Source organism: Xanthomarina maritima, assembly GCF_008084905.1.
In the GTDB taxonomy this organism is placed as follows: domain Bacteria; phylum Bacteroidota; class Bacteroidia; order Flavobacteriales; family Flavobacteriaceae; genus Xanthomarina; species Xanthomarina maritima.
Genome location: NZ_VSFC01000023.1, coordinates 91,492 through 117,091, shown reverse-complemented (window position 1 = coordinate 117,091; position 25,600 = coordinate 91,492). Strand labels below are relative to the sequence as shown.

Below are 25,600 nucleotides of genomic sequence, written 5' to 3'. Positions count from 1 at the left end.
TTGTTAACACCTATCTTTTCTATTCAACTTTTATATAATTTTGGTATGTTAATTAATAACAATCAAAAACTAAAATAATTATGAAAAAAACAATGATACTAGGTGCATTCGCCTTATTCCTTTTAGGTTCTTGTGTATCTAAAAAAGATTATGCTTCATTAGAAGCAAAACAAAAAGAAACTCAAGATTTATTAAATACTGCAACTGTTAAATTAAACTCTTGTTTAGAAGAAAAAGCAACTGCATCTGCAAGAGCTAAAGCTTTAGAGGAACAAGTAGCTGATTTACGTAAAAACAACGATAACTTAACTATTTTATCAGCAAAAGGTGCCAGCAATGTTGAGAAAACCTTAGAAAGTATCAAAGAAAAAGAGCTAAAAATAAATCGTTTACAAGATGCTTTAACACAAAAAGATAGTGTAACATTAGCTTTAGTTACAAGTTTAAAACGTGAAGTTGGAATTAACGATCCAGATATTGAAATTAATGTAGAAAAAGGAGTTGTTTTCATCTCAATTGCAGATAAACTACTTTTCCAAAGTGGTAGTTATAATGTAACAACTAGAGCAAAAGAAGTACTTGCTAAAGTTGCTAAAGTAGTAAATAGCAAACCTGATTTTGAATGTATGGTTGAAGGACACACTGATGATGTACCTTATAACAAACCACCATTATTAGACAACTGGGATTTAAGTGTTAAACGTTCTACTTCTATTATTAGAGTGTTACAAGAGTTAAATGTAAATCCTGCTCAATTAATTGCTGCTGGACGTAGTCATTATGTGCCTTTAGTACCAAATGATACAGCTGAAAACAGAGCAAAAAACAGACGTACAAGAATTGTGGTACTTCCTAAAATCGATCAGTTTTATGATATGATTGAAAAAGAAATGAAAAACCTTGAAGCTGGTGGAAACTAGTTTTTAAAAACTTATAAATTTAAAAAAGCTCAATCTTTCAATTGAGCTTTTTTTATGCCTTTTAATTAAATAATTCAATCTAAAATATCTCTAAACTTCCTTTACCTTCTCTAACAATAATTGGCTCATCTTCAGATAAATCAATAACAGTTGATGCTTGATTATCACCATAACCAGCATCTATTACTAAATCTACTAAATCATTCCATTTTTCATAAATAAGCTCTGGATCTGTTGTATATTCAATTACCTCATCCTCATCATGAATAGAAGTCGATATTATTGGGTTTCCTAATTGCCTAACAATTTCAATAGCTATAGGATTGTTTGGCACACGAATACCAACCGTTTTTTTCTTTTTAAAGGGATGTGGCAATGACTTTGCTCCAGGTAAAATAAATGTATATGGCCCAGGAAGTGCTCTTTTTAATATTTTGAAAGTAGATGTATCTATTTGCTTGACATAATCACTTAAATTACTTAAATCTTCACAAATAAAAGAGAAATTAGATTTTTCTAATTTCACATTCTTAATTCTGGCAACTCGCTCTAGAGCCTTCATATTGTTAATATCACAACCCAAACCGTAAACCGTATCTGTAGGGTAAATTATTAACCCTCCAGCCCTCAATACTTTAACAACTTTAGCTATTTCTTTTGGATTCGGATTTTCCTCGTATATTTTAATAAACTCAGCCATTATCCTATAATTTCTAGTTTAGCAAAACGCAATAACAATTTTTTAATGCCTCCTTTATCAAATTTTATTTCGGCTTTAGTATCTCCTCCTACACCTTCTATTTTTACAACTTCTCCTTTCCCAAATCGCAAATGTTCAACAATATTTCCAACAGTTAATTTACTGTCGAATAAATTTGTACTTCCATTTGTTTTACTAACTGGTTTTAAGTTTTTAGGAGTTGAAATTATTATTTTTTCTGAAGCTTTTTCAGTTTTAAATTGTTTTTTATTAAAAGTTGGCTGAACTGGCTTTTTAAAACGAATTTTATTAGGTTCTACATCTCCAAAAATATCTGAATCTAACATTGGGTTAAATCGTCGTTCTTCAATAGGTGTAATAATATCTAAAAACTCTTCGTCTATTTCCTCAATAAATCGGCTTGGTTCTGAATCTATTAATTTTCCCCATCGATAACGTGATAATGCATATGTTAAATATGCTTGCTTTTCTGCTCGAGTTAGAGCTACATAAAACAAACGTCTCTCCTCTTCCAGTTCACTTCTGGTATTCATACTCATAGCACTCGGAAACATATCTTCTTCCAAACCAACTATATATACATATGGAAACTCTAATCCTTTGGCTAAGTGAATGGTCATTAAAGCCACATGGTCACTATCTCCTTTGTCTGCATCCAAATCGGTTGCTAAGGCAACGTCTTCCAAAAACTCAGCTAAGGATGCTGTGGAGTCTGCTAACTCTTTTTGTCCTTCAACAAAGTCTTTAATACCATTTAATAATTCTTCAATATTTTCCATTCTGGCTACACCTTCAGGTGTTCCATCTTTATTGAATTCTCTTATTAAACCACTTGCTTTTGTAACATGTTCGGCTAACTCAAACGCATTAGCTGTTTGGTTTAAAACCTGAAAACTTTCAATTAAGGTAACAAAATCTTTTAGTTTATTTTTTGTGCCTGAATTAATATTTATTTCAATTTTATCAATATTCTGAAGCACTTCAAAAATAGAACGGTTATATCCATTGGCAGCCACAATCAACCTATCTGCCGTTGTTTGGCCAATACCTCTCGCAGGATAATTAATTACTCGTTTTAAAGCTTCTTCATCTGCAGGATTAATAATTAATCGCAAATATGATAAAACGTCTTTAATTTCTTTACGTTGGTAAAACGATAAACCTCCATAAATTCGATAAGGAATATCTCGTTTTCTAAGAGCGTCTTCAATAGCACGAGATTGTGCATTAGTTCTATATAACACTGCAAAATCGCTATTCCTTAACTGATTTTGCATTTTGTTTTCGAATATAGAACTAGCCACAAATCGACCTTCATCTCCATCTGTTAAAGAACGGTTAACTTTAATTTTAGCTCCTTCATCATTGGCTGTCCAAACAACTTTATCAAGTTTTGTTTGATTTTTATCGATGATTGAATTGGCGGCATTTACAATATTTTTAGTGGAACGGTAATTTTGTTCCAATCTAAAAAGTTTAACATCATCATAGTCCTTTTGAAAGTTTAATATATTATTGATATTTGCTCCACGAAACGCATAAATACTTTGCGCATCATCTCCAACGACACAAATATTCTGAAATCTATCTGAAAGTGCTCGTACAATTAAATACTGACTATGGTTAGTATCTTGATATTCATCCACCAAAATATAACGAAACTTATCCTGATACTTTGCCAACACATCTGGAAAACGTGTTAAAAGCTCGTTGGTTTTCAATAATAAATCGTCAAAATCCATGGCTCCAGCCTTAAAACATCTATCCACATAATTCTTATAGATTTCTCCCATTTTCGGACGCCTGGCCATGGCATCTGCTTCAATTAGTTCAGGGTTTTGAAAATATGCTTTTACAGTTATTAAACTGTTTTTATAGGATGATATTCTGGAACGAATCTGTTTGTATTTATACAAATCCTTGTCTAGATTCATTTCTTTGATGATAGATGCAATTAATCTATCTGAATCTTGCGTATCATAAATAGTAAAATTGCTTGGATAACCCAATCTATCTGCTTCAAATCTTAATATTTTAGCAAATACCGAGTGAAAGGTTCCCATCCAAAGGTTTTTGGCTTCACTAGTACCAACAATGGTTGCAATACGTTCTTTCATTTCTCGAGCAGCTTTGTTAGTAAAAGTTAAGGCAAGAATATTAAACGAATCGACTCCTTGACTCATTAAATAAGCTATTCTGTAGGTTAAAACTCTGGTTTTACCAGAACCTGCTCCAGCAATAACTATCATTGGCCCATCTTTTTGCAAAGTTGGTGCTAATTGTGCATCGTTTAATTGACTTAAATAGGTTTCCAAATCTCTTTCATTTTAAAGGCTAAAAATAACTATTGCTAGCCTTTTTATAGGATAGAATTATGAATAATTATAAACAATTATTCATAAAAATAATAATTTAACTATTTTAAATATCTTTAACCAAAAAATATAATTCATGGATTCAATTATAGATTTTATTAAAAACCTTTCTTGGTGGCAATGGATAATAATTATTCTAGCTTTAATAGCTATTCGTGATATTTTTATTCAAAAAGCTCACACCATCAGCCATAATTTTCCGGTTATTGGTCATTTACGTTATCTAATGGAGAAAATTGGACCAGAAATCCGTCAATATTTTATCGCAAATAATAGAGAAGAACTTCCTTTTAATAGAATTGAACGAAGTTGGATTTACGCTTCAGCAAAAAAAGAGAATAATTATGAAGGTTTTGGAACAGATAGAGATATCTTTTCGCATCAGCACATTTTTATAAACAATGCGATGATGCCCTATAAAATTAGTGAGAACCATCCAAATAGTTCAGATAAAAACTTCTTGCCTTGTGCTAAAGTGATGGGAGCTTATAATAAACGGAAAAAGCCTTATCGACCTGCTTCCATCATCAATGTTTCGGCAATGAGCTTTGGATCTCTTTCTGCCAAAGCTGTAGAATCTATGAATAAAGGGGTAAAAATTGCAGGAGCTTACCATAACACAGGCGAAGGTGGTTTATCTCCATACCATTGTAATGGTGGAGATGTTATCTTTCATTTTGGGACAGGTTATTTTGGTGTTCGTGATGAAAATGGGAATTTTTCTATGGATAAATTAGTAGAATTGGTTAATATAAACCCATATGTTAAAGCTATTGAAATTAAGTTATCTCAAGGTGCAAAACCTGGAAAAGGTGGTGTTTTACCAGCTGCTAAAATAACACAAGAAATTTCTAATATTAGACATGTCCCATTAGGCAAAGATGTTTTATCTCCTCCTAATCATTCTGCTTTTACTAATGTTCAAGAATTAGTTGATTTTATTGAAGATATTGCTGATAAAACGGGCTTACCTGTAGGTATTAAAGCTGCTATTGGAAAATTAGACCAATGGAAAGAATTAGCAACCATCATGCAAACAACTGGTAAAGGTCCAGATTTTATTACGGTAGATGGTGGTGAAGGTGGAACTGGAGCTGCTCCTCCTAGTTTTGCAGACCACGTATCTCTACCTTGGGTTTATGGTTTTAGCGACTTATACAAAATGTTTAAAGAAAGAGATTTATGTGAACGTATTGTGTTTATAGGAAGTGGCAAACTAGGCTTTCCTGCCAAAGCAGCTATGGCTTTTGCTATGGGAGCAGATTGTATAAATGTAGCTCGGGAAGCTATGATGAGTATTGGTTGTATTCAAGCACAAGTTTGCCATACCAATCGCTGTCCAAGTGGAGTTGCAACCCAAAGTAAGTGGTTACAGAATGGTATTGATCCTACTTTAAAATCTGAACGCCTAGCGCAATATTTTAAAACTTTTAGAAAAGAACTCGTTGAAATTACTCATGCTGCAGGATACGAACATCCTTGTCAGTTTAAAATGGATGACATCGATGTGAATGTAGATGATCAACATCTATCCAAAGAACTTGATAGAACATATAAATACCATAAAGCACATGTTCCTTTTACTTCTATGCAAGATTTAAAAGATTGCTTATATTTGGGAGGAAATTATAAAACCAACATCTAAATACTACTTATGGATTCTGAAAGAATTATAGATTTATTCATGTTTGCTATTCCTACATTAATTACTGGATTTATAGCATATTACTTTTTTAAAGAACATACAAAAAATGAAGATGGCAGAAGACGTTTCTTATTGCATAAAGACATGCAAGTAAATACCATGCCAATCCGTTTGCAAGCTTACGAACGTATGGCTTTATTTTTAGAAAGAATAACACCTTCTAAATTATTAATAAGAATGACTCCAAACTCTTCAAATAAAGAAGATTATGAATCTTTACTTATAGCAGCAATTGAACAAGAATTTGAGCATAATTTATCGCAACAAATCTACATTTCAGATGATTGCTGGAGCATTATTACTGCTGCAAAAAACGCTACTATTCAACTTATAAGAAAAGCAAGTTTACTTGAAAAAACAGATACTGCTAACAAGTTAAGAGAGGTAATTCTAACTGAAATGATGGAAAAAAGAGCACCAAGCGATGCTGCTTTATCTTTTATCAAACAAGAAGTTGGCGATTTATGGTAAACAAGAAGTATTAATTAGTTGGAATATTTTATTCATTGAATTTCTTTTCAGCATAGTCAAAACCTTTTTTCCACCAATCCTCCATAAGACTTTTACTAAATATTAAAGAATTCTCTGTCAATTTTGCAGGCGTATAATACAAGTTCAATTTTACTCCATGATTACTTGCAGCTAACTTACCTATAGCAACATCGCTCTTTTCAACTTGATCCATTAAGTGGCCAAATAAATTCATCATTAAAGAAAATGGGTTTTTGCCCAAAACCTTATTATGTTCCATTTGTTCAGACTCCAATATTATGGCATCAATTTCCGTCGCTCCTCTTTTTACAGCTTCTCTAATAGGAACAACACAACTTAAACCTCCATCTGCATATTCGTATCCATTAATTTTTGCTAAAGACATAAATGGCACATAATTACACGAAATCCAAATCCAGTTACAAAACTCTTCATAACTAAAATCTTTTATAGATTTATATTCCGCTTTATTTCTTGACAAATTAGTAACTGTAACTACTACATCTTCCTTTGTAACTCTAATTTTTTCAAACTCGTCCCTTGTGAAATTTCGTTTAATATTTCTTCTTAACGACTTGCTTTCACCAAAGGTTCTCTTCATTTTCATAAACTGCCAAATAGAGTTTATAAAATCTATGGACACATATTCCCTGTCTCCTTTTTTACGTTGTACAAATGGACTAACACTAAAAATATCATGCTGTTGCACATTTGTAAAAATGTCATACAACTTCGGAATATTATTAACCGCCAAATGAGGAATTAAAAGACTTCCCGTTGATGTCCCTAAAAACATATCGTATTCTCTACCTTCATTTTCCATAAGATATTGAGCTACACCTCCTGCATACGCTCCTTTACTCCCTCCACCTGATATAACTAATGCTCTCATTCTGTTTCTAACGGACTTACTGATTCGTTTTTATATTTAGCAAAATTAAAGCCACTTTGCCACCAAGAGGTCATTTTTTCTTTATCAAAAATTAATGCGTTCGTGGTTAAAACAATTGGGGTGTAATAAAAATCTATGATTGCTTCTTGATTTGAGGCCACAAACTTTCCAATTCTAATATTCTGACCTTCAATTCTATCCAACATAAAGGCAAACATGTTTGTTAATAATGAAAAGGCATTTGTTGAAGGCATTCTATTAAAATGCGTGACTTCCGTTTGTAAAATGATAGCATCCACATGCGTAGCTCCACGTTTTATAGCTTCTTCAATTGGCACCATGGAACCCAAGCCTCCATCGGCATATTCGCAACCATCTTTTTTTACCAAAGACATAAATGGTGTGTAATTACATGAAATCCAAATCCATTCGCAGAACTCTTCGTAATTATAATCCTTTATAGATTTATATTCAATTTGATTTAGTGATAAATTTGAAACGGTAATCACTATATCTTTTTGCGAAATTTTTAATTGATCAAATTCAGTTTCAGAAATTGAGTTTTTAATCAACCTCTTAAGATTATAACTTTCACCAAAAGTTTTCCTTCCTTTAAAAATATTTCTTAACACATTAAAATGATTAATACTGATGGATTCAAACCCTCTTTTCTTTTTAATTTTAAATGGACAGACGTTAAAAATAGAGTGCTGATTAACACTAGTATAAACATTTTTTATTTTTTCAACTTTTTTTAAAGCTAAATGAGATACTAACAAACTACCTGTAGAAGTACCTATAAAAATATCGTATTCATGCAATTTGTTTTCAATTAAATATTGAGCGACACCTCCCACAAAAGCGCCTTTACTTCCTCCTCCAGAAATAACTAATGCTCTCATTAATTTGTATTTTTCAATCTTAAAATGATTTCTTGATAATCTGAATTCTTAGATAATTCTTCCAACATGTTTTTAGCAAACTTATTAAACTGCCAATTATAATGTCCAGATGCATCCACTAAATTAGCTAAAACTTCCTCATTAAAAATTCCTAATGAATTTAAATAGTTAAAAGCCGTTAATCGAACTTCAAAACCATATTTCGGGTTGGAATAATTTATCAGTTCATTTAAAAATTCTGTTTTACTTTCTGGTTTAAAAGAAGGCGTTGAAAGCGCTAAAGCCAACCACAACTGTCTTACATTTTTATCACTTAAACCAACAATATCATTGGTTTTGTTTAAATAAACAGCTCTGTTTTCGGGAAAATTTATCCACAAATGAAACAAAGCAGATTCTAAAGTTACATAAGATTCGTCATCTAATAAGGTTTCGTAATTTACTTTTAAATTAAGAGGAATCTCGTCAACGTTCTTAGCTATAGCTTGCCTTGCCTTCAATGAGCCTTCAAAAACATCTGAAGTCACTCTATTTGGAATTTGCGAAATAACCTTTTCTTTGGCTTGATCTGAAATTGGAGCCGTTAAATAATAATCGCATTTAGAAGTCACTAACTCGCAATCTACCATTTCATATTCTTGAATAAATGCCGATTGCATTAAACTTTCAATAGCTTCGTCTACAGGGAAATCTACTTGAACCAGCCAGCTATTTACAAAATCAGATAAATCTTCTCCACTGGTTTTTTCAACTTCAGAAATAAAATCTGTGGTTTCCACATTTGAAAAAGAATGCTTCTCTAGATAGACTTTTAAAGCTTTTTTAAAGGCCTTATCTCCTACCTTCTCTCTTAATACATGTAAAACCCAAGCGCCTCGTTTATAAAAAGTGTTACTGCTCGATTTCGGGTTTAACAAAGACGTACTTGTTCCAGACCTATTTTGGTCCATCAATTCCTGAGCATATTCATATAATCTCCAATAATAATAGTTTTCCCCAAAAACATCTTGTTCTGCTAAAAGCGCATAATAGGTAGCAAACCCTTCCTGAAGCCAATGGTGTTCGCCACTTTTAGCCGTTACATAATCTCCAAACCATTGATGTGCTAGTTCATGCGCATTTACATTTACATAATTTCTATCTACAAAAGCAATGGAATCAATTACGAATCCATCCGAAAAAATGGTGGCACTTGTGTTTTCCATACCAGCATACAGAAAGTCATGCACTGGAATTTGTTTGTAGTTTTGCCAAGGATAAGGGACACCAATTTCATTTTCAAGAAAATCGAACATCTGTTTACTGTAGCGATAAGTTGGCTCCACCTTCAAGGAATCTTCTGGATAATAATACATTTCTAACGGAATGCCACTATTTGAAATTTCTTTATAAACTTTATATTTTCCAACCACCAAAGCCACTAAATAGCTGGACATGGGTTCTTTCATATCGTAATGCCAAGTCGTATTTTCTGCTTCAACTTCTTTATTTACAAGGTTTCCGTTTGAAATCACTTCATAATCGCTATTGAAAGTTATCGATAAATCAAATTCTATTTTATCGTTCGTATCATCCAAACTTGGTAGCCAATTGCTTGTATATTTCCCTTGACCTTGAGTCCAAATTTGGTTTGGAGCTTCATTTTTCCAACCCACAAAATAGAGAGCTTTTTTAGGCTGTGCTTCATATTTAAAGCGCAAATTATAGGGTTCTCCAGTTTTAAATTTAGAATAAACTACAAGCTGCTTGGCATTGTTTTTAAACGGCACTTTTTCATTATTTAGCAAGACCTCATCAAAATTGATATTTATAGTATCTAAAAAAACTGAATCTACAGGTTTTAAAATTTTAAATTGATATTCAGCCAATCCATACACTTTAGAGGAGTCCACATTAAAACTCAGTTCGGCTTTAATATGACTAAAATCAACAATTTCAAGCTGTTGCGCATGAGCTAATCCTGCAAAAAACAATAAGAAATAAAAAAGAAGGCCTTTCATAAACATAACTTATCAACTACCTGACTAAAATACATAAATTTTGAAGTTTTAAGTTTCAAGATTAAGGTTTATATTCGTGTTATGTCTATTAATTTACAAACTCCCATAGATTATTTAAAAGGTGTCGGTCCAAATCGAGCAGATTTACTCCGAACAGAACTAGACATTCACACCTATCAAGATTTAATTAATTTATTTCCAAACAGATATTTAGACAGAACCCAATATTATAAGATAAATCAGTTACAGCGCAATTCTTCGGAAGTTCAGATAATCGGTGAAATTATTAGCCTGAAAGAAGTCGCTCAAAAACGTGGCAAACGCTTGGTAGCAACCTTCAAGGACGATACTGGAACTATGGAATTGATTTGGTTTCGTGGGCAAAAATGGATTCGCGAGAGCTTAAAACTCAACAAACCCTATGTTGTATTTGGCAAAGTGAATTGGTTTAATGGTGTTTTTAATCTGCCACATCCTGATATGGAGCTTTTGGAAGAACACGAACAGAATTTGCGTTCAGCCATGCAACCCATTTATCCTTCTACTGAAAAATTATCGAATAAAGGCATTACCAATCGCGTGATTAATAAAATCATGCAACAATTGTTTCTTGAAACCAAGGGTCGTTTTCAAGAATCTTTATCTGGGAATATCCTTTCTGAACTCAAATTAATATCCAAATCTGAAGCCTTTTTTAACATCCATTTTCCGAAAAATCAGGAGCTATTAGCAAGGGCTCAATTTCGATTAAAATTTGAAGAATTATTCTATATTCAATTGCAATTAATTCTTAAAAATTTAATCCATAAATCGAAAATAAAAGGTTTGCCTTTTACACAAGTTGGAGAATACTTCAACACATTTTATAATGAGCATTTACCTTTTGAATTAACCCATGCACAAAAGCGTGTTTTAAAAGAGATCAGACAAGATTTGGGCAGTAATGCACAAATGAATCGACTCTTACAAGGAGATGTGGGTTCTGGAAAGACCATAGTTGCCTTCATGTCAATGCTCATGGCACTTGACAATGGTTTTCAAGCCTGTTTGATGGCTCCGACTGAAATTTTGTCAGTTCAACACTATAACGGATTAGAAGAACTAGCTAATCAATTAAATATCAGTATAGAACTACTTACTGGTTCAAGCAATACTTCAGAAAGAAAAGAAATTCATAAATTGCTTGAAAATGGTGAATTAGACATCCTAATTGGCACACATGCACTACTTGAAGACAAGGTTAAATTCAAGAATTTAGGGCTCGCAATTATCGACGAGCAACACCGTTTTGGTGTCGAACAAAGAAGTAAATTGTGGCATAAAGGCCCTTCTCAATCTGACCAGAATGAATCTAAAACTTCACCTACACCACCACATATTTTAGTAATGACTGCAACTCCAATTCCACGTACCTTAGCCATGTCTGTTTATGGGGATTTGGACATCTCAGTCATCGACGAATTACCTCCAGGAAGACAAGCTATAAAAACGGTTCATCGATACGATAAAAACCGACTCAAAGTTTTCAGGTTTATAAGAGATGAAATTGAAAAAGGCAGACAAATTTATATCGTGTATCCATTAATCCAGGAAAGTGAAAAAATGGACTATAAAGATTTAATGGATGGATACGAAAGTGTGGTAAGAGACTTCCCTCCTCCTAAGTATCAGATTTCGATAGTACATGGACAAATGAAACCCGCAGACAAAGAATACGAAATGCAACGCTTTATTAAAGGGGAAACCAATATCATGGTTGCCACAACGGTTATTGAGGTTGGTGTAAATGTTCCTAATGCCTCTGTTATGATTATTGAAAGTGCCGAACGCTTTGGTTTATCACAATTACATCAATTACGTGGCCGTGTGGGTCGTGGAGCCGAACAAAGCTATTGTATTTTAATGACCAGCCACAAACTAAGCAACGACAGCAAAACACGTTTAGAAACCATGTGCAGAACCAACGATGGCTTTGAGATTGCTGAAGTAGATTTAAGACTACGAGGTCCAGGAGATATTATGGGCACCCAACAAAGTGGTGTATTAAACCTCAAAATAGCCGATTTACTCAAAGACAAGGACATACTTCAGTCTGCCAGATATTATGCCAAAAAGGTACTTGGAAGTGATCCTACTTTAAAAGCCACAGAAAACAAAACCATTCTGTACACTTACCAACAGCTTGGAAAGTATAAGAATATTTGGAATTATATAAGCTAAAACCACACCTTAAACAGCCTCTAACTTGACTTTTTAAGAGTTAAAAAAGGCACCAAATAACCATTGTATTAAAATTACCTATTTTGTAGTAATTTACTTATATGTTTTGGCTCAAATTGGCGCAAACTAGCACCTATTGAAGCCAATTGACCTTAATTGATGCCAATTTATCCACATTTGCCTATTATTTCTCACTAATACCTTAATACAGTTACGCTTGACTCTTATAGACGCATATCGCCTAAAAATGGTGTTTTTAAGGGGTTTTGTTCGAGAGTGGTTAGAGAGTGGTTCGAGAACAAGCATGGGTTATTTTTTTAAAAATCGTATTTTTTGGGAGGAATCTGGAAGGAATCTAGGAGCTAACTTAAAAAACAATAGAAAACAACCCCATTTTACCTAGATTTAATGAGCCATGTTAATACAAAATTATTTAGAATGATCTTTGTTAAATATACGTGTTGCTACGTATAGCTTTTTTGGTTTTAAAATGTTAACTTCGTTTATCATCAGATATAAAACATTGAAACGATTTTATATCATCTCGATAAGCGACAACCCAAAACCCTACTCCTCCATCAACCCACTAACAAAACTTTCAAACTCATTTGTAAACTCGGTGTATTTATCTCCTGTAGCTGGACCATTAAAACCTGTGTGAATTTTACGTACGATTCCCGTTCTATCAATGAAAATGGTAGTTGGATAACTCAATACATGGTTTAACATAGGTAGTTTTTCTTGAGCAGACACTTTACTAGAACTACCATATTGGGCTAATAATATAGGATACTCGATATCAATTCTACTTTTAAGTCTTTTAATGTTTTCATAAGCTTTGTCTTCGGTTTTGGTGTATTCAAACGCCAAGCCAATAATTTCAAAGTCTTGGTTTTTATTGTTTTTATAATAGTTTGCTAAGTACTTGCTTTCGTCTAAACAGTTTGGGCACCAGGTTCCCATGATTTGCACTAAAACTACTTTGTTTTTAAAACGTACGTCATCTAAAGAAATCATGTTGCCATTTTCGTCTGGAAAGGAAAAAGAAACTTTATCGAAACCTTCTTTTAGAAAGGTTAAATTATTTGCATCTGGCAATTCGAACGCTTCGTTGCGTTTCGCTTTAAATGGCTCTTTAAAATGATTTCCTGAGTAGAACATGCCTTGCATGGTGCTATCTGTAACGGTTGCTGTGAATAGAAAGGCATGAGAACCATCGAAAGCTGAAAGTTTTAATTGGTTGCCATCTAAAATGCCTTCTAAAAATCTGTAATCACCAGTTGTCGTTCTAAAAGTTCCAGTGACTTTGTTGTTGTCTTGTTTAAAAATACCTTTGGCAATGTATCTATCTTCATCATAATTAGGACTAAAAGTTGTTTCCCAAATACCAGATACATTTGTTTCTGCTTTATTTGACGTTTCAAAACGCTTGGTTTTGCCATAGATAGCTGTAAAAGGAACGCTTCTATTTAAATCGTCTTTAATATAGTTACCTTCCAAGCCAGTTTCAGTTAGTTTGGCTGCAATATAACTATCAAATACTGGAGGTTTTATAAAAACAGAATCGTTCTTATAAGTCACCTCATCCACTTCTATCACTTCTTCAGCATTAAAAATTTGAAGTTTGTTGCTGGAAAGCACTTCAAAGATAAAAGGTATGTCCAGACTGTCATTTACTTTTAAAAGTGCTTGGTAGCTGCCAATTTGTAAAGTTTTAGGTTGTTGTTCTTCTTTTTCAGATTTACAAGAAACAAGAATCGTTAAAGCAAAAAGAATAAAATATCTCATGATGTTACTTTTATGATTAAAAAAAAGCGACCAGTTGGTCGCTTCATCTTTATTTATTTTTTTTCGGATTAAATATTGGAAGCAATTGTGTAGAGACTTCACCAAAACCAATTCTGGTACCATCCTTTTCGCAATGCCCACGCATAATAACTGTATCGTAATCGTTTATAAATTTACGTTCTGTACCATCTTTTAATTTAATAGGCTTCTCTCCTCTCCAGGTTAATTCTAACATGGAACCATAAGAATCTGGAGTTGGTCCAGAAATAGTTCCAGATCCCATCATGTCTCCAGAATTTACAGGACATCCGTTAATAGTATGGTGTGCTAATTGCTGTACCATATTCCAATACATATATTTAAAATTAGACTTGCTAATTATAGTCTCCTTTGCAGCTTTAGGTTTAATGCCTACTTCCAGTTTAATATCATAACTTTTCTTGCCTTTATACTGCAAATATGGAAGTTGTGGCTTTAATGGTTTCGGACTTTCTACACGATATGGTTCTAATGCATCCAAGGTTACTATCCAAGGTGAAATAGACGATGCAAAGTTTTTAGCTAAGAAAGGTCCTAATGGCACATATTCCCATTTTTGAATATCTCTGGCAGACCAATCGTTAAATAACACCAAACCAAAGATGTATTCTTCTGCTTCATCAATAGGAATTGGCTCACCAAGATCGTTAGCATCTGTAGTAATAAACGCCATTTCAAGTTCAAAATCTACTAATTTTGATGGTCCGAAAACAGGTGTATCACTTCCAGCTGGTAGCGTTTGTCCTTGTGGTCTATGTATTGGGATTCCAGAAGGAATTATGGAACTACTTCTCCCATGATAACCTACTGGAATATGCAACCAGTTAGGCATTAAGGCATTTTCTGGATCGCGAAACATAGTTCCAACATTAGTAGCATGCTCGATACTAGAATAAAAATCTGTGTAATCGCCAATTTGAACAGGTAATTGCATTTCAATCTCATCTAACCTAAAAAGCACAATTTCTTTATGTTTCAAGTTATTCTTTAAAACGCCATTTTCTGCATCAAATATTTGAGCAATTCTATTTCTTACTGCTCGCCATGTTTTTCTTCCGTCAGCAATAAAATCGTTTAAACTATCCTGAAGAAAAATATCATCGGTTAACGGAATACCATCAAAATAACCTAATTGATGCAAAGCACCTAAATCGATGGCTGTATCACCTATTCGCGTTCCAATTGTAATAATATCGTCTCGCGTTAAGAACACACCAAAAGGAATGTTTTGGATTGGGAAATCTGAGTTTTTATCGACGTGTAACCACGATCTTCTATCTGGATTGTTAGCTGACATTGGCATAACTGTTTCTGTATTTTACATTATTAATTTCTATTCAAACCTACATAACTTTTTATTTTTAAACTAATAATAAGAAGAAAATGTGGTTTCACTTTCAACAAGAAAATAATTTATTAAAAGCGAAGTAAATATATGTTTTTTGATGAATTAAACTAATCTATTTGTTATTTTTGACATGATTTTAACTATAACGAAAACTTATGCAACGTGACGAACAAATATTCGAATTAATAGAAGCTGAAAAACACAGACAAATAGAAGGTATTGAATTAATAGCTTCAGAGAACTTTGTAAGCAATCAAGTAATGGAAGCTGCTGGTTCTGTTTTAACCAACAAATATGCTGAAGGCTATCCTGGAAAGCGTTATTATGGTGGCTGTGAAGTGGTTGATGAAGTAGAACAATTAGCTATTGACAGAGCAAAAACCTTATTTAATGCCGAATATGTAAACGTACAACCTCATTCTGGATCTCAGGCAAACACTGCTGTATTTGCAGCTTGTTTAAAACCAGGAGATACCATTCTAGGATTCGATTTATCTCATGGAGGTCATTTAACTCATGGATCTCCAGTGAATTTTTCTGGAAAACTTTACAACCCAGTTTTTTATGGTGTTAAAAAAGAAACAGGACTTATAGATTACGACCATGTAGCTGAAATGGCTGATAAAGAAAAACCTAAATTAATTATTGCTGGTGCTTCTGCTTATTCCAGAGACATGGACTTCAAACGTTTTAGAGAGATTGCAGATAGTGTTGGAGCTTTATTATTAGCAGACATTTCTCATCCAGCTGGATTGATTGCTAAAGGCATTTTAAACGATCCACTACCACATTGTCATATCGTTACAACAACTACACATAAAACATTACGTGGCCCAAGAGGTGGTATAATTATGATGGGACAGGATTTCGATAATCCGTTTGGATTAACCCTTAAAAATGGCAGCTTACGTAAAATGTCTTCTCTATTAGATTCTGCAGTGTTTCCAGGAAATCAAGGTGGACCATTAGAGCACATTATTGCTGCTAAAGCTATTGCTTTTGGTGAAGCTTTAACAGACGAGTTTATGCATTATATGTTGCAAGTAAAGAAAAATGCCCAAGCTATGGCAAAAGCCTTTGTAGATAGAGGCTACCATATTATTTCTGGTGGCACAGACAACCACATGATGCTTATTGATTTAAGAAACAAAGATATTACTGGTAAAGATGCAGAACAAGCTCTAGTAAAAGCAGATATAACTGTCAATAAAAATATGGTTCCTTTTGATGATAAATCACCATTTGTTACATCTGGAATAAGAATTGGAACGCCTGCCATTACTACAAGAGGCTTAAAAGAAGGTGATATGGAAGGAATTGTAGCATTGGTTGACCAAGCTCTTATGAATTATCAAGACGAAGCAAAGCTAGAAGCTATAGCAGACAAAGTGAATACCATGATGTGTGGTTTACCATTATTTGCATAAACTAATTTAAAATATATGTCTTTTATAAGAAGCCGTTCAATTATTTTATTTCTTAATCAACTCTAAATTGTAAGTAATTAACACATCATTTGAAAGTTTATTACTTACAATTTTAGGTATATTAACTTTGAAATCTGATGCCTGAACGTTAAAGCTTCCTTTTAAAATAATAGTATCTTCTTCTTTAGTAATAAGGGCATCATTACTAAAAACTTGATTGGACTGACCATGAAAAGTCATAGTGCCTTCAATTACAGCATTATTTGTTTTTGAGTTCATGAAATTGATTTCAGTAAAATTCTTTATGGTCCCTTTAAAAGTAGCTTTAGGATATAAATCAGACTCAGCATAGTTTTCGTTAAAATGTTCTTCCATCAATGCATTTTTAAAACGAAATCCTTTTACTAAAACTAAAGCTGCTATTTCTCCATTATTTGTATTTAAAATAGCTGTTGTAGATTCATTTTCAGCTTTCACTTCCTCAAATGAAGGGACTGAAGCTTCAAATACCAATTGACCTGATTTAGTTAAATATCTTTCTTGTGAAAAGATTGAGAATGAAAATAAAAATATAAAAATGAATGATATTTTTTTCATAATAATGAGTATTAAAAAATTATTCTTCTAGTAAACCGTCCATGTCCCATTGCATAATAATATCTATAAGGTTTTGAGGTAATCTTGGTCCACCAAAAGGCATTAAAAAACCTAAATCTTCTGAAGATATTCTTCCAAATAAATCTCTATTAAGCATGGCATCTGTAACATGATCATAACTTAATAAAGGCATAGGCGCTCCATTCTCTGGTGGCATAGTATGGCAACTTATACAGTTATTATCTATAATTGTTTTAACGTGTTGATTGTATGTTATAAATTCGTCCTCAATTGGAGAATTATCTATTAAATCTTCTTCACTAACTGAAGTACAATGATAGTTTATCAATACTAACATTAATATGTAATGAATATGTTTCATGTTGAATCTTAAAAAGTTCTACTTAAATTAAATCCAAAATAAATATTTCCTTCACTCCAATCTCCTGTAGATTGACTTAAAAAGTAATTAGTGTTCATTGGTTGTGCATTGGTTAAATGCATCTGAAAAACATGCCCACCAGTCTCTAAATCAACACCTATTGATAATGGATTTCGAAATGGGGAGTCTGTTGCTCTATTGAGGTGCAATCCATAATCTGCATTAATAGACCAACGTTTTCCCACCTTATACCTACCTCCAAATCCAATGGCAAATTGCGAGTTATCCTGATCGTTTACCATAACATAATTTTCATGAAAAAAGGTAGGTGCCAATTCAAGAGACAAATTAGTATTGAATTTTCTTGATAATAAAAATTGTACTGTATAACCTAGTCTATTTACAAATTCTAGCTTTGGCAAGTTGTCTTCATCTAAAGCCGTATTTATTAAAATGGCATTGAACCCTACTAAAGTAAAAGGAAATCCATTTTCTTTTTGACTTAACAATCTATATTTTATTGATCCTTGATAGGTTTTTTGATATGAACTTCTAGATACTCCAATATTAAACCCATCAGAAATACCGTAAATAAAGTTTAATCTTGTTACTGCGTCATCTAATCCAAAAAACGTATCGAGTCCATTTTTAATACTACCAAATCTATGCGCAACAACTAATGTAAAATCTTTTTTTGCTACAAGTTTAGTCGATTCAAAATTAACTATTTTGAGTGCCTTAAACGCAGCTTCAGTATAACTGTTATTTAAAGTATCAGTGTCAATTTCATTTAGTAAATCTTCCTGGGCAAAAAAAGATAAAGGCAAACAGAATAAAATATTTAGAATCCTTTTCATGACTTTGATTTTACTTTTAAAATTGACACTAATAATTACTATCTAACAATTAATCTTTTAGTTTCTAATAGATCTCCAAATTCATATGTAACGAAATACATTCCCGATAATAATGGAGAAACATCTAAAGTAATTACATTATTTCCTCCTTCACTAACCTCTTGATTTAAAACTTGCTTACCAGTAACACTAAAAATTGAAATAGTTCCTTTATTAAAATTTTGTGGCAATTGTATTTGCAACTCATTAGTAACTGGATTTGGAAACTGTATTAACTTTGAAGTAGCAAATTCGTTAACGGATAATTGATTCACAACAGTAATAGTTCCTGACATACTACCTGCTCCATGAATTCCACATAAATATGGGTTTACCCCTTCCTGTGTAAAGGTGTATGAATATGTTTCACCTATACCTGTTAAAGTTCCACTATTAAATGTTTCCGTGCTTCCAGTATTATTTTCTACTGTATGTGGCAATGCATCTGTCCAAGTCCATCTAACAGTATCTCCTGTTTCTATAGTTAAATCAGATTGCGGACTTGTAAAGTTTCTTTCCCAAATTAAATCATGGGTTGTTTGTGCTTGTAAACTGCATATTCCAAAGAATACAACCATTAGTAATTTTGTTTTCATGTTTTTCATTTTAATTATAATTTATTGTTAATTAATTATATTACATTGGTCTAATTTGATTTGTTCTAACAAATCATCATAGCCTATAAAGCGTCCTTTTATTATTACTTTTTTATTCAATATTAATGTGCTATCTAAAGATTCTAAAAACAGACAATAAACAGTTTCATCTAACGTCATAGATAAATTATTCAGCTCAGAAATTACGCCAGTAATTTGAATGGTTTTATCTAGATATTTCAATTGTGAATCATTTGGATTAATCTGAAATTCTTTAGATAATTCATGAGTTGACATAATAAAACTTGCACTTTCAGATTGAATATCTCTATGATTCTGAAACACATATTTATAAGCAACAAATGCTATAATTATGAAAAATAATATGATAATCTTTTTGCGCATAAATTCTTTTTAAAACTGCTCCAATGTGACTTCAAATTGGAGCAGTTTGGCTATTAATCAATCTTAAGGCAAAAGATTTGGGAGTACTAAAACTTTTTCTTTTTCAATTTTAATTTCTTTGGAATGTTAAAGTGTCTGTGCCTCCATTTCCACCACTAACATCTCTTAATTGTATTGTATTGTCTGAATGAGATATAATATCCCAATCATCATTTAAGTCTTCAAAATTATTAGAATCTGGCACATTGAAGAAGATATTAAAGTCAATATCATCACTACTATCATCATTACTATTACTATCTGTAATAGACCAAGAACCTGTTAAATTAGAGCCTGAATTATGACTAGCTATTAATGTACCATTAGATTGAAACGCAAAATTAAAGCCATTAAAATCTGATGTTTCATCTTGTCCTGAGTCTATAAAACTGGTTATTCTCCATGTACCAGATTCTACCTGGTTTTCAATTTGTTGAATTTGCCCACTATTATTATTTGGAGATACGTCATCATCATCATGATGCGAACATGTGGATGATAATAACGATAAGCTAAACAGTAAGATTAATCCATTTAAATAAGTTGCTTTCATTTGTTTTGTTTTTAATTGATTATTTATATTTAGTTAATTACAAGTACTTTCGTAACGCAAACGATCATCTCCTCCAACTCGAAAATCTACTTTGGTTTCTCCAGAATATTGTTCAATTTCATGTAGTCGCCAAGTATTATTACAATAAGGCAGATCTGGAATATTTACTATTACTTCAATATTATTTCCTGTTCCAGAAGCTATCCATGTTCCATAATCTGTATCACCATTATATTCCACTACAATAGATCCATCTGAAAAGAAATTAAAAATATAATCTTCGTAATAATCATCATAATCATTCCCATTTCGTTCTAATTTATCTACAATCCAATTGGAACAATTAGTTAAAATAGATTCTAATTCAGAGGGTGTACAATTATTACAATCATCATCATTATAATCGTAATCATCATCTTCATCACAGGTATTAGTAAAATTAATAAGAGTAGATTCCAATTCTGTTAGACTACTTATTACCAATTGAGAACCATTGAATAAAGTAACAGTTATTGGGAAATTTAAACTTACAATATCACTGGAGTTAATGTTATCAATAAAATAGTATAGTTCGTAATCATTATTTAAATAAATTGTGTCTATTAATTCGTTATTTATATTGAAAATTGAAGCACTAATTGGATAGATAAAGTCTAAACATTCAATGTCATCGTCCATTACATTTTCTCCAAGACAATTATTTGCATATGTCATTAATTCAGAGCTGTTTGAGACAGTAACTTCTGAATAGTCTTCGAAAACAATAGTTATTGGAAATCCAATTGTAATGGTATCGCTATCATCATCAAATTCATCGAAAATAGTTTCTATAGCATCATAATCATTGGTATTATTAATAGTTAATTGAACACCATTAACAGTTACAGAAATTGGTAACTGAGCAGTAAAACAATTGGCATAATCTATAATGTTATCTACAGAACCATCGTTAGACGCTGTTCGTTGCATGAGATTAGCAATAGATGAGTTTGGAAGAATGGTTTCTTCTGCAGGTGCTTCAATTAATTCAGTCTCTTCAGTTCTACAACTTAAAACCGATATGGCTATTATTACAAATAAGACTAATGATTTTAATATATTCATCGTATAATAATTTTGCTTTCTATTATTAAAACAACTCACTTTTAAAAACTCCTGAATTTTTTCAAGTTTTTTTTTTAAAATATTTTTGCATATTAATAATATGATCCTTTTTTTAATATTATTCCGTTTATTTATAACTTTAAAAATTTAAATGACACTTTTTTGAAAATCAAATCAAAAGAAAATATCTGCCAAGAATTAGTCTTTAAACATGTTTATAACACACATAATAAAGACTTAAACAATTATTTGTACTATAAGTATGGAGGTCAATACAATCCTAACGATAAAGTCCAAGAAGCTTTTATTCAATTATGGAATAACTGTAAGAAGGTTACTCTAACCAAAGCCAAAGCGTTTCTTTTTAAAGTAGCCAACAATTTAATGTTAAATGAAATTAAGCACCAAAAAGTAGTTTTAAAATACCAACAAATAAATCACAAACAACACAATTACGAGACTCCAGAGTTTATTTTAGAAAAAGATCAATATTTAGAATGTTATAAAAAAGCTTTAGAAAAGTTAAGCAAAGAACAAAGGGTGGCTTTTTTATTAAATAAAGTAGAAGAAAAGAAACACAGTGAAATAGCCGACATGTTAGGTGTTACTAAAAAAGTTGTAGAATATAGAATTTATAGTGCCTTTAAAATATTAAAAACCGAACTGGAAAATTTTTCAATAAAATAGTCAGGATTTTTTTATTGTAAGTTGTTATATAAAAAAGACGTTGTATTAATGGATAATGAATATTTATTAAAAAAATGGTTAAATAATGAATTAACTGATACTGAAAAAGAACTTTTTTCTAAACAGAATGATTTTGCATTTAATCAAAAAATTATAGATAGTGCAAAGCATTTTAAGGCTTCTTCACATACTACAATTAAAGATTTCGAAGCTTTTAGAAAGGACTATAATAAACAAAAAACTTTAAAACTAAATACAGAATGGTATAAACCTTATCTAAGAATTGCCGCTATACTTGTTATAACCTTAGGCGTTTATTTTTCTTTCTTTTATAATCAAACAATAAATGTAAAAACCCAAATTGGCCAAAAAATAACTGTAGAACTTCCAGATTATTCTCAGGTAGAACTTAATGCCTTATCTTCAATAAAGTATAAAGAAAAGAATTGGGATAAAAACAGAACTCTTAATTTAATTGGAGAAGCATATTTTAAAGTGGCTAAAGGTAAAACATTCGATGTAGTTACAACAGATGGAATAGTTACAGTAGTTGGCACAGAGTTTAATGTTAAAAATAGAGAAAACTATTTTGAAGTACATTGTTTTGAAGGTATTGTAAAAATTAAATCTGATACTATTATTAGGCAACTTATTGCTGGAAATATGTTAAAAATTTACAAAGGTCAGTTCAGTCAATCTCAAACAAGCCTCTTAGTTCCAGACTGGTCAGTTAATAAAAGTAGTTTTGAAAATATTGAATTAAATGATGTGTTTATGGAGTTAGAAAGACAATATAACATTCAAATTACTACTGAAAATATAAACCTGAACAGATTATTTACTGGAGGTTTTATTCATGATAATTTAAAAAATGCTCTTTTATCTATTACTAAGCCTTTAGATTTATCTTACAAATGGCTTTCTAAAAATAGCATTGTAATTTATGAGGTCAAAAACTAGATTAGTTTTATTCCTATGCATCATTCTTAGTCATACTTGGCAAGTAATGGCTCAAGAAAAAGTGCTATTACCTGAAATTTTAAAGATGGTCGAAATTAAGTTTGATGTTCAGTTTAATTATGCGTCAGAAAATATCAATCATCTTCTTGTTCCCTCTCCCATTCCAAATTTAAATCTAGAGGAAGTAATAGAGTTTCTAGAAAAGGAAACTAATTTAAAATTTATTGAATCTGAAAATAGAATTATTATTATTTCAAAGAAACCTGACACTCATATTTGTGGTTACATTTTAAACAAAGAAGACGGTTTGCCAATTGAACAAGCTACTATTCAGAATAAAAATTTTGGAACTGTAAGTAATAAAAATGGTTATTTTGAAATAGAAATTAGAAATCATGAAGACCTATTAATTATTCGTTCTTTAGGCTTCAATACTATGAACTTAAAAGCCAGTGAATTTCAAAAAACAAAATGTAATATTATTTTCCTTGAGCAAAACGTTCATTCCTTATCAGAAGTTTATTTAACAAACTATATTACTAATGGTATTAGTAAAACTAATTTAGGTTCTTACGAAATTGACATTACAAAATTCGATATTTTACCTGGATTAATTGATGCAGATGTTTTGCAGTCTGTTCAAGCCTTTCCTGGTATTTTAAGTATCGATGAAACCGTGTCTAATATAAATATTAGAGGAGGCTCTAACGATCAAAACCTAATTCTCTGGGATGGCATTAAAATGTATCAATCTGGTCATTTTTTTGGGCTCATATCTATTTATAATCCACAAATAGTTAAAAATGTTTTAGTAATTAAAAATGGCACAAGTGCATCTTTTACTGACGGAGTTTCCGGTACAATTTCAATCAATTCTAATAAAGAATTAAACACTAAAACTAAAGGAAGCATTGGGTTTAACTTAATAGATTTAAATGGCTATTTAGATTTAAAAATTAGCAATAAGTCTTCTATTGAAATAGCTGCTAGAAAATCTTTATATGATTTTATTAAAACACCTACTTTTAATAGATATTTTGAAAGAATCACTCAAGATCCAGAATTTGAAAATAATACAACTAACATTGTAAATAAGAATGAAGATTTCGATTTTTACGATTTTTCACTACGTTGGCTTTATGAAATAAGCTCAAAAGATAAATTGAGTGTTAGTTTTATAAATGCTTATAATAAATTGGTTTTTGATGAAAATACCATAGTGGATAATAGGGAGAGATCTAAAGAAAGTAAATTAACACAAAACAGCATTGCAGGTTCATTATTATATAATCGATTTTGGAATGAAAAGCTAAATACAACGTTTGAATTTTACGAATCTGATTATAAACTACAAGCAACAAACGCAAATATAATAGAAGATCAAAGATTCCAACAAGAAAATCAGATTTCAGAATCTAGTCTAAAAGTATTTGGCAATTATAAATTTAATAAATCTTTAAAATTAAACCTAGGCTACCAATTTGTTGAAACTGAAATAACCAATCTAGACGATGTAGACAATCCTATTTATAGATTATTGGTTTCAGAAGTTTTAAGAACAAATGGACTGTTTTCAGAATTAGCTTATAACAGTTCTAATAATCAAACACAAATCAATTTTGGAATTCGGTATAACTATATTAATAAGTTTAATAAAAACCTTTTAGAACCACGTTTAAGTTTTACACATAAATTTTGGAACAATTTTTCTATTGAAGTTTTAGCTGAGTTTAAAAGTCAAAACACTTCGCAAATAATCAACTTACAAAACGATTTTTTAGGAGTAGAAAAACGCCGTTGGCAATTATCGAATAACAATTCAATTCCAATTATAAAAAGTAAACAAGCATCCTTCGGAATCAATTATTCTAAAAATAATTTCTTAATAAGTTCAGAGTTTTATTATAAACATATTAGTGACATTACGACACAAAGTCAAGGGTTTGTTGATCAACATCAATACGTGAAATCTATTGGAGATAACAATGTTTTTGGATTAGATTTCCTTTTAAGAAAGTCCTTTACTAATTATAATTTTTGGATAAGCTATTCTTTCATGGATAACAAATATTCTTTTAATTCTATAAGCACAAATCCGTTTCCAAGTAATTTTGATGTTACACATGCTGTTACTTGGGGATCTTCTTATACCAAAAATAAATTCAAGTTTTCTTTAGGCTTAAACTGGCATTCTGGAAAACCTTATACAAAACCCGTTGAAGGAAACGAAATTGTGGATAATAAAGTAAACTACCAACCAACAAATTCTTCACGATTAGATTCATATTTTAGAGTTGATGTATCAGCTATATATGATATTAATATAAGTAAAAAAGTTAAAGGTGAGTTTGGTGCTTCTTTATGGAACATTTTAGGAACCAAAAATATTATAAATACTTATTACACAATTAATAACGGCTCTGTTATACAAACTAACGAATTTTCTCTAGGTTTTACACCTAATGTGTCGGCAAGGTTTATATTTAAATAAATGAACTTATTTTAATTCTTATATTGACTTATTTCATGAAAAAAACACATCATTTTGAAGT

At 31.4% G+C, this 25,600-nt stretch carries 22 protein-coding genes; 8 read left to right on the top strand and 14 right to left on the bottom strand.

The window, feature by feature from the left end:
* The first annotated feature begins 80 nt into the window (after positions 1-80).
* Positions 81-920 carry an OmpA/MotB family protein gene (locus FVF61_RS05310; protein WP_148454109.1) on the top strand — a complete coding sequence of 280 codons (840 nt, stop codon included), beginning with the start codon at positions 81-83 and terminating at the stop codon, positions 918-920.
* Between the two features lie 79 nt (positions 921-999).
* Here FVF61_RS05310 and FVF61_RS05305 read toward each other — a convergent pair whose 3' ends face one another.
* Positions 1,000-1,620 (bottom strand): L-threonylcarbamoyladenylate synthase, encoded by a 621-nt coding sequence (locus FVF61_RS05305; protein WP_148454107.1) that lies wholly within the window; start codon positions 1,618-1,620, stop codon positions 1,000-1,002.
* Positions 1,620-3,956 carry an ATP-dependent helicase gene (locus tag FVF61_RS05300; protein ID WP_148454105.1) on the bottom strand — a complete coding sequence of 779 codons (2,337 nt, stop codon included), beginning with the start codon at positions 3,954-3,956 and terminating at the stop codon, positions 1,620-1,622. Before FVF61_RS05300 ends, FVF61_RS05305 begins: the two co-directional genes overlap by 1 nt.
* A gap of 136 nt (positions 3,957-4,092) precedes the next feature.
* Here FVF61_RS05300 and FVF61_RS05295 point away from each other — a divergent pair, with 136 nt between their 5' ends.
* Both FVF61_RS05295 and FVF61_RS05290 read left to right on the top strand, forming a co-directional pair.
* Complete coding sequence (locus FVF61_RS05295) at positions 4,093-5,661, top strand: FMN-binding glutamate synthase family protein (protein WP_148454103.1); 1,569 nt, start codon at positions 4,093-4,095, stop codon at positions 5,659-5,661.
* A 9-nt stretch (positions 5,662-5,670) separates the two neighbouring features.
* Entirely contained in the window at positions 5,671-6,192 is a 522-nt protein-coding gene (locus FVF61_RS05290; RefSeq protein ID WP_148454101.1) for a DUF7935 family protein, read from the top strand.
* A 28-nt stretch (positions 6,193-6,220) separates the two neighbouring features.
* Here FVF61_RS05290 and FVF61_RS05285 read toward each other — a convergent pair whose 3' ends face one another.
* Genes FVF61_RS05285 through FVF61_RS05275 form a run of 3 tightly spaced genes read right to left on the bottom strand, consistent with a single transcriptional unit; the run spans position 6,221 to position 10,007 of the window.
* Positions 6,221-7,105 (bottom strand): patatin-like phospholipase family protein, encoded by an 885-nt coding sequence (locus FVF61_RS05285; protein WP_148454099.1) that lies wholly within the window; start codon positions 7,103-7,105, stop codon positions 6,221-6,223.
* Positions 7,102-8,007: a patatin-like phospholipase family protein gene (locus FVF61_RS05280; protein WP_148454097.1), complete on the bottom strand. Its 906-nt coding sequence runs from the start codon at positions 8,005-8,007 to the stop codon at positions 7,102-7,104. Before FVF61_RS05280 ends, FVF61_RS05285 begins: the two co-directional genes overlap by 4 nt.
* Positions 8,007-10,007, bottom strand: coding sequence for a M1 family metallopeptidase (locus tag FVF61_RS05275; protein ID WP_148454095.1), 2,001 nt, complete (start codon positions 10,005-10,007; stop codon positions 8,007-8,009). Before FVF61_RS05275 ends, FVF61_RS05280 begins: the two co-directional genes overlap by 1 nt.
* An 81-nt stretch (positions 10,008-10,088) precedes the next feature.
* Here FVF61_RS05275 and recG point away from each other — a divergent pair, with 81 nt between their 5' ends.
* Positions 10,089-12,227 (top strand): ATP-dependent DNA helicase RecG, encoded by a 2,139-nt coding sequence (recG, locus tag FVF61_RS05270; protein ID WP_148454093.1) that lies wholly within the window; start codon positions 10,089-10,091, stop codon positions 12,225-12,227.
* A gap of 567 nt (positions 12,228-12,794) precedes the next feature.
* On the opposite strand, the gene FVF61_RS05265 is transcribed toward recG, so the two are convergent.
* Together FVF61_RS05265 and fahA are read right to left on the bottom strand one after the other, a co-directional pair.
* Complete coding sequence (locus FVF61_RS05265) at positions 12,795-14,015, bottom strand: TlpA disulfide reductase family protein (protein WP_148454091.1); 1,221 nt, start codon at positions 14,013-14,015, stop codon at positions 12,795-12,797.
* Between the two features lie 49 nt (positions 14,016-14,064).
* Entirely contained in the window at positions 14,065-15,357 is a 1,293-nt protein-coding gene (gene fahA / locus FVF61_RS05260) for a fumarylacetoacetase (protein WP_148454090.1), read from the bottom strand.
* A gap of 200 nt (positions 15,358-15,557) precedes the next feature.
* On the opposite strand from fahA, the gene FVF61_RS05255 reads away from it, so the two are divergent.
* A complete protein-coding gene (locus FVF61_RS05255; protein ID WP_148454088.1) occupies positions 15,558-16,829 on the top strand; it encodes a serine hydroxymethyltransferase in 1,272 nt (423 codons plus the stop codon).
* 45 nt (positions 16,830-16,874) lie between these two features.
* Here the strand turns inward: FVF61_RS05255 and FVF61_RS05250 are convergent, their stop codons facing one another.
* From FVF61_RS05250 to FVF61_RS05220, 7 genes are all read right to left on the bottom strand, one after another.
* Positions 16,875-17,426 carry a YceI family protein gene (locus tag FVF61_RS05250; protein WP_148454086.1) on the bottom strand — a complete coding sequence of 184 codons (552 nt, stop codon included), beginning with the start codon at positions 17,424-17,426 and terminating at the stop codon, positions 16,875-16,877.
* A gap of 19 nt (positions 17,427-17,445) precedes the next feature.
* On the bottom strand, positions 17,446-17,808 hold the full coding sequence (locus FVF61_RS05245) for a hypothetical protein (protein ID WP_148454084.1): 363 nt from the start codon (positions 17,806-17,808) through the stop codon (positions 17,446-17,448).
* Between the two features lie 8 nt (positions 17,809-17,816).
* Positions 17,817-18,665 (bottom strand): DUF5777 family beta-barrel protein, encoded by an 849-nt coding sequence (locus FVF61_RS05240; RefSeq protein ID WP_148454082.1) that lies wholly within the window; start codon positions 18,663-18,665, stop codon positions 17,817-17,819.
* A 38-nt stretch (positions 18,666-18,703) separates the two neighbouring features.
* On the bottom strand, positions 18,704-19,300 hold the full coding sequence (locus tag FVF61_RS05235) for a T9SS type A sorting domain-containing protein (protein ID WP_158635181.1): 597 nt from the start codon (positions 19,298-19,300) through the stop codon (positions 18,704-18,706).
* Positions 19,301-19,327: 27 nt separating this feature from the next.
* Positions 19,328-19,705 (bottom strand): OB-fold protein, encoded by a 378-nt coding sequence (locus FVF61_RS05230; RefSeq protein WP_148454078.1) that lies wholly within the window; start codon positions 19,703-19,705, stop codon positions 19,328-19,330.
* 109 nt (positions 19,706-19,814) lie between these two features.
* Entirely contained in the window at positions 19,815-20,297 is a 483-nt protein-coding gene (locus tag FVF61_RS05225) for a hypothetical protein (RefSeq protein ID WP_233586706.1), read from the bottom strand.
* Between the two features lie 33 nt (positions 20,298-20,330).
* A complete protein-coding gene (locus FVF61_RS05220; RefSeq protein WP_148454076.1) occupies positions 20,331-21,401 on the bottom strand; it encodes a hypothetical protein in 1,071 nt (356 codons plus the stop codon).
* A gap of 162 nt (positions 21,402-21,563) precedes the next feature.
* Here FVF61_RS05220 and FVF61_RS05215 point away from each other — a divergent pair, with 162 nt between their 5' ends.
* From FVF61_RS05215 to FVF61_RS05205, 3 genes are read left to right on the top strand one after another with little or no spacing between them, the layout of a single operon-like run.
* A complete protein-coding gene (locus FVF61_RS05215; RefSeq protein ID WP_148454074.1) occupies positions 21,564-22,088 on the top strand; it encodes an RNA polymerase sigma factor in 525 nt (174 codons plus the stop codon).
* Positions 22,089-22,136: 48 nt separating this feature from the next.
* Positions 22,137-23,048, top strand: a complete 912-nt coding sequence (locus tag FVF61_RS05210; protein ID WP_148454072.1) for a FecR family protein — start codon at positions 22,137-22,139, stop codon at positions 23,046-23,048.
* Complete coding sequence (locus tag FVF61_RS05205; protein ID WP_148454070.1) at positions 23,032-25,539, top strand: carboxypeptidase-like regulatory domain-containing protein; 2,508 nt, start codon at positions 23,032-23,034, stop codon at positions 25,537-25,539. The genes FVF61_RS05210 and FVF61_RS05205 overlap by 17 nt, the downstream gene beginning before the upstream one ends.
* Positions 25,540-25,600: the final 61 nt, after the last annotated feature.

What these genes read in the sequence shown, in the direction of transcription:
- FVF61_RS05210 (WP_148454072.1), top strand. Translation starts at nt 22,137, where the DNA reads ATGGATAATGAATATTTATTAAAAAAATGGTTAAATAATGAATTAACT.
- FVF61_RS05250 (WP_148454086.1), bottom strand. Translation starts at nt 17,426, where the DNA reads ATGAAAAAAATATCATTCATTTTTATATTTTTATTTTCATTCTCAATC.
- fahA (WP_148454090.1), bottom strand. Translation starts at nt 15,357, where the DNA reads ATGCCAATGTCAGCTAACAATCCAGATAGAAGATCGTGGTTACACGTC.
- FVF61_RS05255 (WP_148454088.1), top strand. Translation starts at nt 15,558, where the DNA reads ATGCAACGTGACGAACAAATATTCGAATTAATAGAAGCTGAAAAACAC.
- FVF61_RS05310 (WP_148454109.1), top strand. Translation starts at nt 81, where the DNA reads ATGAAAAAAACAATGATACTAGGTGCATTCGCCTTATTCCTTTTAGGT.
- FVF61_RS05305 (WP_148454107.1), bottom strand. Translation starts at nt 1,620, where the DNA reads ATGGCTGAGTTTATTAAAATATACGAGGAAAATCCGAATCCAAAAGAA.
- FVF61_RS05275 (WP_148454095.1), bottom strand. Translation starts at nt 10,007, where the DNA reads ATGAAAGGCCTTCTTTTTTATTTCTTATTGTTTTTTGCAGGATTAGCT.
- FVF61_RS05240 (WP_148454082.1), bottom strand. Translation starts at nt 18,665, where the DNA reads ATGAAAAGGATTCTAAATATTTTATTCTGTTTGCCTTTATCTTTTTTT.
- FVF61_RS05285 (WP_148454099.1), bottom strand. Translation starts at nt 7,105, where the DNA reads ATGAGAGCATTAGTTATATCAGGTGGAGGGAGTAAAGGAGCGTATGCA.
- FVF61_RS05230 (WP_148454078.1), bottom strand. Translation starts at nt 19,705, where the DNA reads ATGCGCAAAAAGATTATCATATTATTTTTCATAATTATAGCATTTGTT.
- FVF61_RS05225 (WP_233586706.1), bottom strand. Translation starts at nt 20,297, where the DNA reads ATGAAAGCAACTTATTTAAATGGATTAATCTTACTGTTTAGCTTATCG.
- recG (WP_148454093.1), top strand. Translation starts at nt 10,089, where the DNA reads ATGTCTATTAATTTACAAACTCCCATAGATTATTTAAAAGGTGTCGGT.
- FVF61_RS05245 (WP_148454084.1), bottom strand. Translation starts at nt 17,808, where the DNA reads ATGAAACATATTCATTACATATTAATGTTAGTATTGATAAACTATCAT.
- FVF61_RS05295 (WP_148454103.1), top strand. Translation starts at nt 4,093, where the DNA reads ATGGATTCAATTATAGATTTTATTAAAAACCTTTCTTGGTGGCAATGG.
- FVF61_RS05220 (WP_148454076.1), bottom strand. Translation starts at nt 21,401, where the DNA reads ATGAATATATTAAAATCATTAGTCTTATTTGTAATAATAGCCATATCG.
- FVF61_RS05205 (WP_148454070.1), top strand. Translation starts at nt 23,032, where the DNA reads ATGAGGTCAAAAACTAGATTAGTTTTATTCCTATGCATCATTCTTAGT.
- FVF61_RS05290 (WP_148454101.1), top strand. Translation starts at nt 5,671, where the DNA reads ATGGATTCTGAAAGAATTATAGATTTATTCATGTTTGCTATTCCTACA.
- FVF61_RS05265 (WP_148454091.1), bottom strand. Translation starts at nt 14,015, where the DNA reads ATGAGATATTTTATTCTTTTTGCTTTAACGATTCTTGTTTCTTGTAAA.
- FVF61_RS05235 (WP_158635181.1), bottom strand. Translation starts at nt 19,300, where the DNA reads ATGAAAACAAAATTACTAATGGTTGTATTCTTTGGAATATGCAGTTTA.
- FVF61_RS05280 (WP_148454097.1), bottom strand. Translation starts at nt 8,007, where the DNA reads ATGAGAGCATTAGTTATTTCTGGAGGAGGAAGTAAAGGCGCTTTTGTG.